The organism is Vibrio sp. Of14-4 (genome assembly GCF_022347625.1).
GTDB lineage: Bacteria > Pseudomonadota > Gammaproteobacteria > Enterobacterales > Vibrionaceae > Vibrio > Vibrio pristinus.
Map to the genome: position 1 here is coordinate 229,810 of NZ_JAKRGI010000004.1, position 15,809 is coordinate 245,618.

The following is a 15,809-nucleotide window of genomic DNA, read 5'->3' on the forward strand; positions in this document are numbered from 1 at the left end:
TAAATATTATTGCACTTAGTGAAATCAGCATAAATAATAATTATTATGTCCGTTGACTTAATTTCCTTCAAATAAGAACATATGTATTCAAAAAATTTTAGTTTAACTCAATTTAGGAATATATTATGAATAAATTTTTACTTATCATCTTATGCTTGTTGTTACCACCTGTCGCAGTTTTATGTAACCGTGGACTAGGAAAAGACTTTTTTATTAGTTTTGTACTCACTCTATTTTTTTTCATTCCTGGTATCATTCATGCATTTTATTCTACAATGGAAGTGGCTAGACGAAGACGACGTAGATAACTACAAATCGTAAAAGGCACTAGTGTAGTGCCTTGATCTAGTTATTTTTATTCGTATTGCCCAAACGTTTTTATCGCTTCTAAATGCTGAGAAATTTTTTTAAACTTATGGCTCTGAGTAGCGTCCCAAATAATATTGTAATAACGTTCAAGCTCTGCTGACGTTTGGAGATTATCATGTATTTCATCATTTTCTGACAAAATAACTAAGCAATGGTTTTTATTCTTACTACGAAATTCCTGCACGCACTTAGTCGCAATATCTTTATACTCTTCAGGTCTGTCGATGCGACCTTGCATGGTGAGTTCTGGATGAAGGTTAGGATTAAAGATCACCTGCTTAATCCCACATAGAAATCCAATACGCTCCGACCAGTACCCTCCAAGGCCAACACCACAAATGATAGTCTTATCCCTATCTTCTGATTGTTCAATAGCTTTGTGCACTTCCTTGAGAAGATGCTGCATATCATGTTTAGGATGCAATGTACTGTAGTTAATAAAACGAACATCTTGATCAATAAATTGTAGTTGCAAGACTTTTTCGTGGTTGCCGGGGCTGGTAGAGTCAAAACCGTGTAAGTAAATAATCATTCTAAGATCCTCTGTTCACCCAACAAATCTAACACAAAAAGTAAGGTTATAAGGAGACTTCAATCTAAAATATACCGAGAGATTAAGCTTGGTCAGATTGTGAAACCAGCAAATCACCAAGCGTTTGCGCTTCAGTTAAATACCTTTCTTGCCCCTTTAACTGATAAGCTAAAAGATACCATAGCATGGCCATCACCTCAGCCCTTGGTTTCCAAGCCATAACCCCATTAACCCAGTCATCGACACTTTCGATACCTCTAAACTGACAATATCGATAAACCGACTCTAGTGGTTTCTCATTTGTCACACCTATCGTTATCGCTAGATCGAGCCGAGGATCAGACACACAGGCGTATTCCCAGTCAATCACCTTATGTCCTTCAGAGTGTTTAACCATGTTATAACCGGCAAGATCAAAATGACAAAGCGAGTGGATAGTGTTATCTAAACTCGGTACGTTACGCCATTGTTGGTACAGGTCTCGATACTGGTCTAACTGTAACTCTTCGCGCAGTAACATCCAGTAATGATCGACCCGAGCAGTATAGTTAAAAGGAACAGTCGGCACTTTGGTGATATCGAAATTATGAATCTTGGCCAGTGTTTTCAATAAGGAGTCAAAAGGTATGTCATCCGTCAGTGGCTCTCCTTCAATCCATTCCACCAACAAACCGTATTCGTTAAGATAAATGGGCTTAGGAGCAATACCAGTATCTTTGATGAGAGAGAGGATTTGTTGTTCATGAAATCTAGAAATCGACAAAGCTTTGGTGATGTGAGTGCTGGGGCGCCAGACAAAACAATCGCTACTGTGAGTTTTGACTTTCCAGCAGCGATTTGTCAGCCCTCCGGTCAGCGTCTGAGCATATTCCGGAGGAGTCGAAAAGAAGTGATCTAATGATCTCAGTGAAGTATCAAGCTGACAGGCTTCCTGCCAGGCCATTATTGCCATTGATCACTCCTATAGAATTACAGCCCCAAGAAGCTTTTCGACTCTTGTTTACGGATTTCTGTTTCATCCGCCCATTCGATTAAACCAGTTTTTAAGTCCATAAGACGCATGGTCATCTTATAGTATACATCTTTATCACTACCTCCGGTTTTCGCTATGCTCGATAGGTTTCCATACAGCATATATTGTGCGCCAACCATCTGACCAAACTGAATCGCTGTGCTCTGATTAACTAACTCATCATTATTTTGGAAGTTAAGTTGTTCACGAACCGCTTCCACTCTGTCCATATCAACAAAGCGGAATTTACCCGAATTGAGCATTTTAGTACTGATAGTATCAGTGATAGACTCAGTATCGATATGCTCGCTCGTCTTGTTCTTAATCTTCTCGACAAAAACGATCGGGCGAGAGTTATTGGTAATGGCCGCAACCGATCCGGACATCATCATGCTATCAACCATTTCTGCAGCAATCTTTTGCAAATCTGTTGAGCCAAAATCAATCGTTGTGGTTTCAACAGCTTGTGCATCCCCGTAGCTAACTTTATTAGAACAGCCACCTAGTAACACAGCTAAGCCAAGTAATGCTATAGCGCTTTTTTTCATTATTAGTTCCTCAATTTCATTCAATAGTTTGAAAGTAGATTAAAAGGTAGAATACCGAAGTCTTGGGCTTTAGTTATCGCTTTCTCGAATCTGAATGCGGAACTGTGTACCATTCGGATTCACTGAAACTTCTGAGATAGAAATAGTTTCCATTCCTCGTACAACGGTTTGTCGCCAAGGGCCAAGCTTAGTGTTGACCTCTAACCCACTATCATCGTACCAATAGAAGCGATACTGAATGTGCTGATCGCCTTTGTATTGGCTAGTGACTCTCACCACGCCTCTCGCTCGCCCATCAACCTGAGCGGTCGATATGTCGTCAATGTGCAGACGTCCAGCTAACACGTTATCACCAAATAAAACCGTTTGGGATGCTCCATCTATACGCAAGCCCGCAGTGTTGTTCGAACACCCTACTATGATAAAACCAGCCAACGCTGCAATAAGCCATTTTTTCATCTAATGTTTCCTAACTGTTTATGCCATATAATGGCATTACCTCCCTGCCGAGAGACCCAAACCAAAGCAGTTCGACCTGCTTTTAACTCAAATTGGTAATCTTGCTCATTTACCGTCACCGTTTGCTGACCAGGTTCAACTGTCATGCTACTGCTTTTGATTTGTCCTGGAAGGGTTAACCAACTTCGGGTGTCAGGCTGTTCTGTCAAGGTATTCCAAATATTCACTAATGCACTACCCAATTGGTCTTCATTAGTGGCATTTCTGCGTAATTCATCTTTCGCCCAGACGCGAAGTGCTTGGCGAATAATGATTGCTGGCATTCTCTCAGATAGATCATATTGAGCCATAGCATTGACGTCCGTCATCAAGTCACTATTGAGCTTGGTCTGATTCAACTTAGTGGCGGAAAAATACTGGGTATCATGGCGCCCATAGTGCGGCAGGGCGATAGTATATAATGCTAGATTATCACTGCTATCGAACAAAGGAAGAGTTTGTTTCCACCCCTGTAGGGCATCCACAACCCCCTGTTCTTCAATGACGATGACTCTTGCTTTGTCACTTTCAATGAAACTCGCTTTACCATAACGTTTTTCTAACATGGCTAAGTCTTCATTCATGCCTAATCGTTTCGCGACACGCTTAGCCCCATCAATAACGGCGGCATTATCAGGCATCACAGCCAATGCGCGTCGATAATCGACATAAGAGTCATTGAGTGCCTTATCTGCCTCATACAATAATGCAGACAGATAAAGCAAATAGCCATTTTGTACCGCTTGGAGTGTTTTGCCTGCATCTGGATAATTAGAAAGTACGCTTCCAATGTTTGGGGTTAAACCTTTGGATTGCATATCTTTTTGAGCAGATTCTAGTTCCTTTTCTCTCTCTTTTCTCGCTTGTTCTTGAACCTGATTTGCGCGACGCATTTCAATAATCGCGCCCTCAAGATCGTTATTTTTAAGGTAATTTAAGCCAAGGTATAAATGTAAAAAGCCAAGTTCATAATCTGCTGGGCGGTAAATATCCAAGTTATCGTTAACCGCGAGTGAACCAACACTAGTCGCCGTCTCTGTAATGGAGATAGTCGCTTTGTCTTGCTGGGCTCTCACAGCTTGATCACTAAGCTCAAACGCAGATTTACTCTCGTTATATTGTTGGTTAAGCAGGTAGACACGGCCTTTTTCCATATTGTCCAAGATATCCCCAGCGACTTGCTCAGGTAAAGCTTGTTCTGCTTCTTGATACTGGCCTTGCTTAACCGCCTGATAAAGCTCGTTGTTTTGCGCACTATAGTGGCTAAATAGATTGCCCGCTGAAAAATTAGCGCAGGCAGTAAGAACTGTTGAGCCTAATACCACTAATGCGATTCGAACCTGTTTATGCACTTGGTGCTCCGAATGAGTTATTAGTTTTTGTTATCGTCGCTTCGACAGTGGCAATCATAAAAAGTTTACATGATTGCCATTATTTTTTGCCTAATACCAAATTTAACTAACCAGAATAGGGCCAAGTGGCCTTCCACCTAACAAGTGCATATGTATATGGTAGACTTCCTGACCACCATGTGGATTACAGTTCACAATCAGGCGATAGCCATCTTCAGCAATACCCTCTTCCTTTGCCAATTTGCGTGCTACGGTAAACATTCTACCCATAGTAAGTTCATCAGACTCTTCGATATCGTTGGTAGTGGGAATAAGCTTATTAGGAATGATCAGAATATGACTCGGTGCACGAGGGTTAATATCTCGAAAAGCGGTCACCAGTTCATCTTGATACACCACATCGGAAGGTATCTCTTTACGAATTATTTTACTGAATATGGTCTCTTCAGCCATGAAGCACTCCATTACTTTTAATTAGCTTGAAATAATGTCTGGGAGTATGCGCCAAACGCAAAAAAATCACAATAAAAACGGTGTTCACTACCTTCTGTCTATGTGATAACAATCGATAGAACCACATTACTAGGATATGAAACATATACTTTCCGTATATATGAGAAGCTGAAGCGTTTTAGTTCGAACCCCAGCTCATGTCGACAGAACACGCTCGTCATACTACTCAATTGCTTGCTCGCATTTAAACCACTCATTTTGTCAGAACTATGCAAATTATCCATTTGTAGCGGTCAATTTACCCTTGGGCTCTTGTTTTTTAGACTCCGCATCTTTATATCGTTACTAAGGCTTGTGCGCAGATCTATTTCACATTTTTACAAGCCAACCATAAGGAGACTATATGGCAGTCCATGTTGGCATCATTGACCAAGACCCGATTCGTTTGGTAACTCCTCTATTGGATAACCGTACTATCAGTAATCACATTGTTTTTATTGGCGTGAAAAGTCAGATAGCTATGTACCAAAGACTTGAGCATGTTCTTGCCAAAAGAAATATCACAGCCGAGTTTTTTGAGATCCCTAATGTAGCCAATACATCAAGAATTAAGCGTGCTGTTGGTATCTTAGCAGACGATCTAAGCTCACGTGGAGAAGAAGTCAAACTCAATGCTAGCTGCGGGCTAAGACATCAGCTCCTGTCAGTTTATGAAATTTTTCGTACATTCCATTGGCCAATCTTCGTCGTTGAACCAAATACCGATAGGTTATGTTGGCTATATCCGGATGGTAAAGAGGATACACAACTTGAAGACCGCATTACGATAGATGACTACCTAACAGTGTTCGGCGCTCGGGGTGAGTTCAACCAACAAGAATTGCCTGCACAGCTTGATCAAAAACTCTATGAGCTGGGAGAAAAATGGGCAAGTAATGCTCTAGAACTAGGCCCAGGTCTTGCGACACTCAATTATCTCGCAACAACCTGTAGAAAAGAGCAAAAACTGAATGTCGAGTTATCCGAGAAACAGCAAGGCTACCGCGAACTGAATATGCTTCTTAGTGATTTAGTAGAAGCAAAAATTGCCAGTTATTCAGATGGTGTCCTTACCTTTGCTAATGAAGACGCTCGCCGGTTCTCAAATGGTGAGTGGTTGGAAACTCTTGTTCATCGGACAGTACGCGACATTCAAAAAGATATTCCAACTATTCAAGATCACTCACTCAATGTTCAAGTATATCGTCAGCTTGGAGACCGAGAAGTAAGAAATGAGTTGGATGTTGCTTCTGTCGCAAACAACAAGCTGCACATCATCGAGTGTAAGACCAAGGGTATGCGTGACGATGGTGATGATACTTTGTACAAGCTCGAGTCCTTGCGCGACTTACTGGGAGGATTACAAGCGCGTGCTATGCTAGTCAGCTTTAGGCCTCTGCGATACAACGACATCACTAGAGCGGAAGATCTAGGGCTTGCTCTCATTGGCCCTGAAGAACTCAAAGATTTAAAAACGCACTTAACCTCTTGGTACAAAGAGGCCGGCGGCTATGACGACTCAGATATTGGCTAGATAAAAAAAGGCCGCTTTTGCGGCCTTTTTTTATTGAACAGGAAAGACTATCAAGTGTCATCTTCTGTAAAATTAGTAGGTAGTGAGTTTTTCATCTCATTCCAAATCTGCGCACTTTCCATACCATAGTGTCGGACAACGACAATGATGCGATCTCGGTTACCTGTCTCGCAAACCTCCAAGAGGTCACGATAAAACTGCAATGCGAGTCTTCTAGATTCTGGATTGGAGAAGTAGTAGCTGCCAACGCGATCGTATAGCTTCTTCAAACCATTAAAAATCAAACCATAAATCTGATTGCCAGAGTGGAATGCCAAACGTTGAAAAAGCATATAATCATAGAAGTTAAATGTTTTCGCGACGAGAGTTGCATGACGTTTTGCTTCATCTCGCTCGCCATCATCTTTAACAAATTGTTGGATCTTCTCTGCATAGGGTGACGAAGCCATAAAATCTTCCCAAGACTCAGACGCGAGAAGGCTTTCACAAGACTCAATCACGCTGCTTATCGTACGCTCGGAGTTCTCTTTATTAGCTTTAAATGCATAACGCATGAAGATAGGACTAATATTAGTCCGTGCAGCAAGAAGGTCTTCCACGATGGAAGTGGCGTTATCCGCATCCAGAGTCATCAAGGTATCGAGGATATGTAGCCCTGATGTTTCCATAAATTGATTCACTTTAGTTGGCTTACCATGCTGAATGGTCAACCAACCATCGCGAGCAAGGCGTTGTAGCACTTCGCGAAGTGTTGTTCGAGTCACCCCAATCAGCTCGGAGAGCTCACGTTCAGCGGGTAAAATAGAACCCGGAGGGAAACGCCCTTTCCAAATACTCTCAATGATGTATTTTTCTGCAAAGCCTGCTGGGCTCTTTGCCTTAATGACCATTTATATAGCTGTCCAATATTCTGATTTATAGGGTCTAATAGTACTCATCATACCACTAGTTTTTGTGTATCGGAAACAGGACAATCGCAAAGAAAGTGTAAAAATACGTATAGAGCAAAAAATCTAATGTTAATTATGCAATTATAAGTTTACTTGTTTATTTAAACTCGTCTTAAGTGGTATTTTACTTTTCATGAAACCAATATTAATCATTGATTTATATAGCATTAAATCATATAACTTCGATGCCATAGTTACAATCTATTACGCATAACTCTGCCAGAGTAACCCATCAAGACTGCGTTATTTGGACCTCTGGTCACATAGCTGACATGAATTGTTTTTTTTCACAACTCTTAGCCCTTTTTAACGTAACTGGGATCCCGTTTTTAGATAAAAGTCCGCTATGATTTTTATCATTAGCGTGTTTATTATTGACTAAATTAACGTGAGGAGTAGAGTTGCGACCAAAGTAAGGAGTGCTTGTTTTTCTCAGGAAATAGCTTAGTGGAATCAAATGATAGAAACCATCATTTTCGAGCTAAGTAACTGATGAGTAATGTCTGTTGAAACATTTATATTGTCAACACCCTACCTTTTTAGGGACGAATACGAACCAATGTTCTACAGGCTCTGAGTGATAAGCACCCACAGTGTCTATTCATCACAACATTTAAGAGTATCAATATCATGCCAATGTCGCTCGGCAATGCTTTCATTAAGAACTTCTTAGGCAAAGCACCAGATTGGTATAAAGTTGCCATTATTTTATTCCTGTTAATCAACCCTATTGTTTTTTTCTTTTTTGACCCTTTTGCAGCAGGATGGCTGCTGGTAGCTGAATTCATTTTCACCTTAGCCATGGCATTAAAGTGCTACCCACTCCAGCCAGGAGGGCTGCTCGCTATAGAGGCGATTGCGATTGGAATGACGAGTCCTGAACAAGTTAAGCATGAACTAGTCGCAAATATTGAAGTTTTGCTTTTGCTGATCTTTATGGTGGCTGGCATTTACTTCATGAAGCAGTTGTTGCTATTTATCTTTACCAAGATCTTGCTCGGTATTCGATCTAAGAGCCTACTTTCTGTTGCTTTCTGCTTCGCTTCTGCATTTTTGTCAGCATTTTTGGATGCATTAACCGTGATTGCCGTTGTGATTAGTGTCGCTGTCGGCTTCTATGCTATCTACCACAAAGTTGCCTCTGGCATACGCTCCAGTGCTTCTCATGACCATACTAAGGATGATCATCTATGTGAGTTAACTCGAGACGATTTAGAGAACTACCGAGCTTTTCTACGTTCGCTGCTAATGCATGCTGGTGTTGGTACCGCTCTCGGGGGCGTAATGACCATGGTTGGCGAGCCACAAAACTTAATCATAGCCGATCAAGCAAGCTGGCAGTTTGGTGAATTTATCATTCGTATGCTGCCTATTACCGCCCCTGTATTTGTATTTGGTCTTTTGACTAGCATTCTCGTAGAAAAGTTGAAAATCTGCGGATACGGTATCCGTTTACCTGATAACGTACGCAAAATATTGGTCGACTTTGATCGTCAAGAGCGAAAAAATCGTACAAAACAAGATGTTGCCAAACTTTGGATTCAAGGCATCATTGCCGTTTGGTTAATTTTAGGTCTGGCATTTCACCTCGCAGCGGTTGGCTTGATCGGCCTATCTGTTATTATTCTAGCTACATCATTTACTGGTATTATCGAAGAGCACTCTCTAGGTAAAGCATTTGAAGAAGCGCTTCCTTTTACTGCCCTTCTTGCAGTGTTCTTTTCCATTGTCGCTGTCATTATTGACCAGCAGCTTTTTAAACCAGTGATCGATACTGTACTGCATGTTGAAGATAAAGGAGCACAATTAGCATTGTTCTATATTGCCAATGGTCTTCTTTCTATGGTTTCAGACAATGTTTTTGTGGGCACAGTTTATATTAACGAAGTTAAGACTGCTTTAGTGGAAGGTATTATCACACGTGATCAGTTTGACCTACTTGCTGTTGCCATCAACACAGGAACAAACCTTCCATCAGTCGCCACGCCAAACGGCCAAGCCGCATTTCTATTTTTGCTGACATCAGCACTCGCGCCATTAATCAGACTTTCATATGGGCGCATGGTCATCATGGCGCTGCCTTATACTGTAGTGTTAACACTGGTTGGCCTTGCTGGAATCGTTTTCTTTGTAGAACCTATGACAGCTTGGTTCTACGAATTAGGATGGATTGTTCCACATTCAGAAGTCCCGACTCAAATCATACCAAGTGGGCACTAAAAACAGTATGGTTGCATAAAGCGTACAAATCACTGAGTGTAAAAGTTTTAGTTGAACGTGAAACTTTTACGAGGTAAAAAGCTCTGAGTAATCAGAGCTTTTTTATAACAGGACAGATCTGTGAACATCCTTCGTATCCTCAATACCTTTTCTAAAACTCGTCTTGCTTGGTTTTTGTTGTTAGTCTCGGTCATTTTTTTTGAAGCCAGTGCCCTATTTTTTCAACATGTTATGCTGTTATCACCTTGCGTGATGTGTATTTACGAACGAGTCGCAATGTTTGCGGTTGGCGGCGCTGCATTGATTGGCCTAATAGCGCCAAGTAATACTTGGGTTCGCTGGTTAGGGCTTATCGCTTGGGGTGCGAGTGCATACAAGGGGCTAATGATGGCATTAGAACATGTGGATTATCAGTTTAACCCTTCTCCTTTTGCAACTTGCGATCTCTTTGTGACATTTCCTGAGTGGGCTCCAATTAATCAATGGGCGCCATGGTTATTTGAAGCATACGGTGATTGCAGTGAAGTCGTGTGGCAATTGTTGGGACTATCTATGCCACAATGGTTAGCGGTTATCTTTGCAGGTAATCTCATTGCACTGGCGTTAATCACTATTGCTCAATTTGTGAAAGAAAAATAGCCCAACCAGATTTGCAAAAGAAAAAGCAAGAGTTTCCAACTCTTGCTTTTTCTACCAAGCCATAACTTAATCCGTCACCAACTAATTGACTTCTCTCCCCGGTGCAGGGGCCAAAACTTCACGGTTACCATTATGCCCTGGTGCGCTAACAATTCCGTGAGACTCTAACTGTTCCACAATTCGAGCCGCTCGGTTATAACCTATCTTGAACCGACGTTGAACACCAGATACCGAGCCTCTGCGAGATTGAACGACATGTTCAACCACTTGGTCAAATAACGGATCCATTTCTTCTTCACCTTCAGGTTTCTCACCCGGTAACAATGCTTCTGGGCCTTGATCTCCATGGGTGATCTCCTCAATGTAATTCGGCTTACCTCGGGCCTTCCAGTTACTCACCACAGCATGTACATCGTCATCAGATGCAAACGCACCATGCACTCGTACCGTATGACTAGACCCTGGAGGTAAATAAAGCATGTCACCCATTCCGAGAAGGGATTCGGCTCCTCCTTGATCCAAGATGGTCCGTGAGTCAGTTTTAGTAGAAACAGTAAAGGCAACCCGCGTCGGAATATTCGCTTTGATCAAACCGGTAATAACATCAACGGAGGGGCGCTGTGTCGCTAGAATCAAGTGAATACCGGCAGCACGAGCTTTTTGAGCTAATCTAGCAATAAGTTCTTCAACTTTTTTGCCAACTACCATCATCAAGTCGGCAAATTCATCGACAATAACAACGATATAAGGAAGCTTCTCTAATAACGGAGGAAGCTCGTCCATACTATCGCCATCTTGCCATAGAGGATCATGGATTGGATGGCCCGCTTCCGCTGCCAGCTTCAACTTATCATTAAAACCTTTAATATTTCGAACCCCGAGTGCCGACATCAGTTTATAGCGACGCTCCATCTCTCCAACACACCAACGAAGTGCATTTGAAGCATCCTTCATATCCGTGACAACTTCAGATAATAGGTGAGGTATGCCTTCATAGACCGACAGTTCGAGCATTTTGGGGTCGATCATAATAAAACGCACATCTTCTGGTGTCGCTTTATAAAGCATACTTAGAATCATGACATTCACGCCAACCGATTTACCTGAACCCGTTGTACCAGCAACAAGAACGTGCGGCATTTTAGCTAAATCTGCCACGACAGCTTCACCTGCAATATCTTGCCCCAACACAACCGTTGTCGGAGATTTAGCGTCGGCAAACTGATTACTGGCGATAACATCAGAAAAATAAACCGTCTGACGACTCATATTCGGCAGCTCTAGTCCAACATAAGGTTTGCCGGGAATAACCTCTACAACACGAACTGCCATTGCAGACAGCGAACGTGCCAAGTCCATCGATAAGCCTGAAATACGACTGACTTTAACACCTGGCGCCAGATCTAGCTCGAATCGAGTAATCACTGGACCTGGGAATATGCCCACAACCTCTGCTTTTATTTTGTAATCCGCAAGTTTAGATTCAACAAGCCTCGCGATGTTTTCTAGAGCTTGACGATCTATAAAATTTTCACGCTTTTCGGGATGATACAGCAGCTCTAGTGTTGGCATAGGCTCTGCAGGTTTTGGTAGATTTACCTCTTGCTGAACAAGGAAAGGATTTTGCTTTGCGGCAACCTTAGCTTGAGCTTCCGCGACAATATCTTGAAAAGCGGCAGAGTCATCGTCAACATTTTGATTCAATGAAAGTGGCTCTGCCTCCAAAACATCAAGGTTTTCTTCTTCAGCTACATCAAATGTAGAGATTTTTGGCTCCATCATCTCTAATTTGTCATCTATGTCGAGCTGTTCCAATTCTGTGGATTCTATGGTCGGATAATCTTTAAGGTCATCTTTGAACGGTTCTGAAAGCTGCTCATTTTCTACTTTCGCAACTTGTGATTGTTCTTGAGTAACCACATCATAATGCTCTGATGGAATATTACTAACATTTTCACTTTCTTGAGGCGCATAATCATTCTCATGTTGAGCGGCGGCATCTAGCTCTTCAATGGTCGCATCAAGCTGCTTAGTCCGCTCGAACATAGGCTCAATGTCGTTATCAAGTACATCGGGTGCAGCTTCTAACTCAATAACCTCTGACTTAGCAGGCTCAGAATCAGGTATATGGATGTTAAATTGCCTTTCTTGTTGCTGTTCTGTTTCGAGAACAGAGTCAGTGTTAAGTTCAGATTCTTGTGCAGACAAACCATTATTTTCTTCTGGTTCTGTCAGTTCAGGTTGAATAAGCTCATCTTTTTCCCCACGCACTTTATTAGCTACTGCCGTAAGGAGATAGATAGTCCACTCACCGAGCCTGTCAACAATCGTCAGCCATGAAATCCCTGTGAGCAGGGTAAAACCCGCTCCCCATAGAAATAGGAATACTAATGTGGTTCCAAGGATGTTGAGTATAGGTAGCGACAAGCTTGTTAGCACGTCACCTACCACGCCGCCTGAGGAAAAGTACCAAATATCATCGAAATTGATATCAGCAAGCCCACAGCTGGTCATGACCAGAACCGTTAGCCCTAACAATCGCGTCCCCCACAGCAAGAGATCAATCGGCTCGCTCTCTTCACGTTTACTAAAGACAATCCAAGCAGTGGCTGCGGCAATAATGGGAATTGTGTATGCTAAGGAACCAAAAGTGAAAAATAGGGTATCAGCAATCCATGCGCCCACAATGCCTCCCGCATTGTGAATATCTTCTCCCCATGCAGTCTGCGACCAAGACGGGTCAGCCGGGCTAAATGTTAATAGTGCCACTGACAACAAAATTGAAGCCAATACTGTCACAATGAAGCTGCACTCTTTTAAACGCTGGGGGCCATCGAGGCGTGATACTTGTGACTCATCCCCAGTTTTAATGATGGTTTCAACTTTATTTTTGCTGTCTTTGAACATAACCCACTTATCAAATGCTTGGTACCAACCTAGGTATCATGAGCAATAAAACCCACCTATTTGGTTAACACTATAAGAAAAAAATAGTCCGAGAAGCCACGCCCCTCGGACTATTAATTTAACCATATCAGGACTTAAAACCCAATTGCCTTAAGTCAGAATACCGAAAGGCATATGCCAATACCTAAAGCTTAGCGTGTTTTAATCACTAACTGATTTGTTTGCTTCACTTCTTCCATAACGACATAAGTTCTTGTGTCATTAACTCCGGGAAGGCGTAAAAGTGTATCGCCCAACAATTTCCGGTAGGCACTCATATCCGATACGCGAGTTTTGAGTAAGTAATCAAAATCACCTGAAACTAAGTGGCATTCTTGAATATCATCAAGTTTTTGTACCGCTGTATTGAACTGCTCGAACACGTCTGGTGCTCCACGGTTCAATGTAATCTCAACAAAAACCAATAGTGACGCATCAAGAAATTGCGGATTAAGTAAGGCTGTGTAGCCTGTGATGTACCCTTGACGCTCCAAACGACGAACACGTTCTAAACACGGTGTTGGTGAAAGACCAACTCGTTTGGACAGTTCAACGTTTGAAATACGACCGTCTTTTTGCAACTCGTTAAGAATGTTGCGATCAATACGGTCAAGATCCTTAGACGGCTTCTTATTGTTGTCTGCCATTTTTTATTCCACCTTATTACTTCCTTGCAAAAAAATATACTACAACTTTTTAATATTCAGTATCAAATTTTATTCAATCATATCTATACTAGATATTAATTCGATAGAATTCCCCTACACATAGTTAATATAACCATTATAGTTAAAACAACCAATATAAAATGAGGAGTCAGGATGATCATTGGCGTACCAAAGGAAATCAAAAACCATGAGTACCGTGTTGGCATGATCCCAGCGAGCGTTCGTGAACTAGTATCGCAAGGCCATCAGGTTTTTGTCGAAACCAAAGCCGGTTCAGGCATTGGCTTTTCCGACGATGATTACATCGCTGTAGGCGCATCCATTCTTCCTACTGCTGCTGACGTTTTTGCGCAAGCAGAAATGATTGTAAAAGTTAAAGAGCCTCAAGCTGTTGAACGTGCAATGCTCCGTGAAGGGCAAATATTATTCACCTATTTGCACTTAGCACCAGATTTTCCACAAACTGAAGAACTAATCAAGAGCAAAGCTGTCTGCATAGCGTATGAGACTGTAACAGATAATATGGGTCGCTTACCACTACTTGCACCTATGTCTGAGGTAGCGGGCCGCATGTCAATCCAAGCTGGCGCACAAACTTTAGAAAAATCTCACGGTGGACGCGGTCTACTTCTTGGTGGCGTCCCCGGTGTTGAACCAGCAAAAGTCGTTGTAGTTGGTGGTGGCGTAGTTGGCGCTAATGCGGCTCGTATGGCTGTTGGCTTACGCGCAGACGTAACTATCTTAGACCGCAATGTTGATACACTTCGCCGTTTGGATGAAGAGTTTCAGGGTCGCGCTAAGGTTGTCTACTCAACTGAAGATGCCATCGAAAAACATGTATTAGACGCAGATCTTGTTGTCGGCGCAGTATTAATTCCAGGCGCGGCTGCTCCAAAACTCGTGACTAAAGAGCACATTGCGAAAATGAAACCTGGTGCAGCCGTTGTTGATGTTGCGATTGACCAAGGTGGCTGTTTCGAAACTTCTCATGCCACAACACATGCGGATCCAACCTACATTGTGGATGATGTTGTGCACTATTGTGTTGCGAATATGCCAGGCGCTGTAGCTCGCACTTCTACATTCGCTCTCAACAATGCTACCCTACCATACATTGTTAAGTTGGCGAACAAAGGCTATCGCGAAGCATTGCTAGAAGATAAAGGTTTCTTAGAAGGGCTAAATGTCATTCACGGTAAAGTGACCTGTAAAGAAGTTGCAGAAAGCTTCGACCTTGAATATGTAGAGCCTTCCGATGCGATTGCAATGTTCAACTAATTTAGATTAGACAGGAACAAAAAAAGCGCTCAAACTAATGAGCGCTTTTTTACATCAAATACATTTAAAGAAGCTAACTTAAAACCATCTTTCAAGTGCACTTTTATCAAGCTGGCGAAATGCACGATTTAGAATATGGGCCAGTTCTTTATATCTAGGCTGCTTTTTCATCGGCTCCAACGCAAGACCGCTTTCTACGATTTTCTCATGGATCTCTCTATACCATCCCGCTAAGGCTGGTGGAAGTTGTGTATTCGCCCTACTTCCTAGCCACCACATCCCTTGAATAGGCAAGCTAATTGCGAATAAAGCGATAATAACCGCTTGGGGCATTGACTGATAGTTGCTAAATACCATCTGCGTGAGCACGCTGATTGCTGCGATAGCTGGCATGACTTTCACCCCATATTTGGTGGCTTTTATAATTCGCTGTTCTGGGAATAGCAAATTAAGTTCCTTGCGCATAGGCCAAGTATCCATGTACTTTTGTCCATCTCTAAGGTTATGCACTAAACCGACTTTGTTACTCATAGGGCTCTCTCACTACACTAACCTACCTGCACTAGCCAAAAAAAATTTTAAGGATTAAAATTTTATCGCAATAAGTTGACAAAAATTAATATTCTTTCAAATTTTTTTGTTATCATTGACTATTATCGTCATCCATTGCAGGCCTACATACTCATTGTTGCTGTTATTTAGCATTTAAGCAACTATTGAGGCCTATCTGCAAGGGGTGCATGGGCAGTGACAGGCAGCACTGCTGTCTTT

The 15,809-nt window shown here is 42.1% G+C and carries 15 protein-coding genes; 5 read left to right on the forward strand and 10 right to left on the reverse strand.

Annotated elements, in window-relative coordinates:
- Positions 1–125: 125 nt before the first annotated feature.
- The gene (locus MHN79_RS06295) at positions 126–308 is read left to right on the forward strand and encodes a YqaE/Pmp3 family membrane protein (protein WP_239172153.1); all 183 of its coding nucleotides are present in this window, start codon (positions 126–128) and stop codon (positions 306–308) included.
- A 47-nt stretch (positions 309–355) separates the two neighbouring features.
- On the opposite strand, the gene ycfP is transcribed toward MHN79_RS06295, so the two are convergent.
- The 6 genes from ycfP to hinT form a co-directional block, all read right to left on the reverse strand.
- Positions 356–901 (reverse strand): alpha/beta hydrolase YcfP, encoded by a 546-nt coding sequence (ycfP, locus tag MHN79_RS06300; RefSeq protein ID WP_239172154.1) that lies wholly within the window; start codon positions 899–901, stop codon positions 356–358.
- Between the two features lie 82 nt (positions 902–983).
- Positions 984–1,853 carry a phosphotransferase gene (locus MHN79_RS06305; protein WP_239172155.1) on the reverse strand — a complete coding sequence of 290 codons (870 nt, stop codon included), beginning with the start codon at positions 1,851–1,853 and terminating at the stop codon, positions 984–986.
- Between the two features lie 17 nt (positions 1,854–1,870).
- Positions 1,871–2,461, reverse strand: coding sequence for a penicillin-binding protein activator LpoB (gene lpoB, locus MHN79_RS06310; RefSeq protein ID WP_114784451.1), 591 nt, complete (start codon positions 2,459–2,461; stop codon positions 1,871–1,873).
- Positions 2,462–2,530: 69 nt separating this feature from the next.
- On the reverse strand, positions 2,531–2,920 hold the full coding sequence (locus MHN79_RS06315) for a YcfL family protein (protein ID WP_239172156.1): 390 nt from the start codon (positions 2,918–2,920) through the stop codon (positions 2,531–2,533).
- A complete protein-coding gene (locus MHN79_RS06320) occupies positions 2,917–4,311 on the reverse strand; it encodes a hypothetical protein (protein ID WP_239172157.1) in 1,395 nt (464 codons plus the stop codon). The genes MHN79_RS06315 and MHN79_RS06320 overlap by 4 nt, the downstream gene beginning before the upstream one ends.
- Before the next feature lie 102 nt (positions 4,312–4,413).
- The gene (gene hinT / locus MHN79_RS06325; protein WP_239172158.1) at positions 4,414–4,764 is read right to left on the reverse strand and encodes a purine nucleoside phosphoramidase; all 351 of its coding nucleotides are present in this window, start codon (positions 4,762–4,764) and stop codon (positions 4,414–4,416) included.
- A 403-nt stretch (positions 4,765–5,167) separates the two neighbouring features.
- On the opposite strand from hinT, the gene MHN79_RS06330 reads away from it, so the two are divergent.
- Positions 5,168–6,337 carry a DUF1887 family protein gene (locus MHN79_RS06330; RefSeq protein ID WP_239172159.1) on the forward strand — a complete coding sequence of 390 codons (1,170 nt, stop codon included), beginning with the start codon at positions 5,168–5,170 and terminating at the stop codon, positions 6,335–6,337.
- 50 nt (positions 6,338–6,387) lie between these two features.
- Here MHN79_RS06330 and fadR read toward each other — a convergent pair whose 3' ends face one another.
- Positions 6,388–7,227 (reverse strand): fatty acid metabolism transcriptional regulator FadR, encoded by an 840-nt coding sequence (gene fadR / locus MHN79_RS06335; protein WP_239172160.1) that lies wholly within the window; start codon positions 7,225–7,227, stop codon positions 6,388–6,390.
- 690 nt (positions 7,228–7,917) lie between these two features.
- On the opposite strand from fadR, the gene nhaB reads away from it, so the two are divergent.
- Positions 7,918–9,507, forward strand: coding sequence for a Na(+)/H(+) antiporter NhaB (gene nhaB / locus MHN79_RS06340; protein ID WP_239172161.1), 1,590 nt, complete (start codon positions 7,918–7,920; stop codon positions 9,505–9,507).
- Between the two features lie 120 nt (positions 9,508–9,627).
- The gene (gene dsbB / locus MHN79_RS06345) at positions 9,628–10,146 is read left to right on the forward strand and encodes a disulfide bond formation protein DsbB (protein ID WP_239172162.1); all 519 of its coding nucleotides are present in this window, start codon (positions 9,628–9,630) and stop codon (positions 10,144–10,146) included.
- A gap of 81 nt (positions 10,147–10,227) precedes the next feature.
- On the opposite strand, the gene MHN79_RS06350 is transcribed toward dsbB, so the two are convergent.
- Positions 10,228–13,053: a DNA translocase FtsK 4TM domain-containing protein gene (locus MHN79_RS06350; protein ID WP_239172163.1), complete on the reverse strand. Its 2,826-nt coding sequence runs from the start codon at positions 13,051–13,053 to the stop codon at positions 10,228–10,230.
- A 191-nt stretch (positions 13,054–13,244) separates the two neighbouring features.
- Positions 13,245–13,739, reverse strand: a complete 495-nt coding sequence (gene lrp / locus MHN79_RS06355; protein WP_114784432.1) for a leucine-responsive transcriptional regulator Lrp — start codon at positions 13,737–13,739, stop codon at positions 13,245–13,247.
- A gap of 174 nt (positions 13,740–13,913) precedes the next feature.
- Here lrp and ald point away from each other — a divergent pair, with 174 nt between their 5' ends.
- Positions 13,914–15,038 (forward strand): alanine dehydrogenase, encoded by a 1,125-nt coding sequence (ald, locus tag MHN79_RS06360; RefSeq protein WP_160931326.1) that lies wholly within the window; start codon positions 13,914–13,916, stop codon positions 15,036–15,038.
- A gap of 78 nt (positions 15,039–15,116) precedes the next feature.
- On the opposite strand, the gene yfbV is transcribed toward ald, so the two are convergent.
- Positions 15,117–15,569, reverse strand: coding sequence for a terminus macrodomain insulation protein YfbV (gene yfbV / locus MHN79_RS06365; RefSeq protein WP_114784428.1), 453 nt, complete (start codon positions 15,567–15,569; stop codon positions 15,117–15,119).
- Between the last annotated feature and the right edge of the window lie 240 nt (positions 15,570–15,809).

What these genes read in the sequence shown, in the direction of transcription:
- yfbV (WP_114784428.1), bottom strand. Translation starts at nt 15,569, where the DNA reads ATGAGTAACAAAGTCGGTTTAGTGCATAACCTTAGAGATGGACAAAAG.
- MHN79_RS06350 (WP_239172163.1), bottom strand. Translation starts at nt 13,053, where the DNA reads ATGTTCAAAGACAGCAAAAATAAAGTTGAAACCATCATTAAAACTGGG.
- hinT (WP_239172158.1), bottom strand. Translation starts at nt 4,764, where the DNA reads ATGGCTGAAGAGACCATATTCAGTAAAATAATTCGTAAAGAGATACCT.
- ycfP (WP_239172154.1), bottom strand. Translation starts at nt 901, where the DNA reads ATGATTATTTACTTACACGGTTTTGACTCTACCAGCCCCGGCAACCAC.
- ald (WP_160931326.1), top strand. Translation starts at nt 13,914, where the DNA reads ATGATCATTGGCGTACCAAAGGAAATCAAAAACCATGAGTACCGTGTT.
- lpoB (WP_114784451.1), bottom strand. Translation starts at nt 2,461, where the DNA reads ATGAAAAAAAGCGCTATAGCATTACTTGGCTTAGCTGTGTTACTAGGT.
- MHN79_RS06315 (WP_239172156.1), bottom strand. Translation starts at nt 2,920, where the DNA reads ATGAAAAAATGGCTTATTGCAGCGTTGGCTGGTTTTATCATAGTAGGG.
- MHN79_RS06330 (WP_239172159.1), top strand. Translation starts at nt 5,168, where the DNA reads ATGGCAGTCCATGTTGGCATCATTGACCAAGACCCGATTCGTTTGGTA.
- fadR (WP_239172160.1), bottom strand. Translation starts at nt 7,227, where the DNA reads ATGGTCATTAAGGCAAAGAGCCCAGCAGGCTTTGCAGAAAAATACATC.
- lrp (WP_114784432.1), bottom strand. Translation starts at nt 13,739, where the DNA reads ATGGCAGACAACAATAAGAAGCCGTCTAAGGATCTTGACCGTATTGAT.
- MHN79_RS06305 (WP_239172155.1), bottom strand. Translation starts at nt 1,853, where the DNA reads ATGGCAATAATGGCCTGGCAGGAAGCCTGTCAGCTTGATACTTCACTG.
- nhaB (WP_239172161.1), top strand. Translation starts at nt 7,918, where the DNA reads ATGCCAATGTCGCTCGGCAATGCTTTCATTAAGAACTTCTTAGGCAAA.
- MHN79_RS06295 (WP_239172153.1), top strand. Translation starts at nt 126, where the DNA reads ATGAATAAATTTTTACTTATCATCTTATGCTTGTTGTTACCACCTGTC.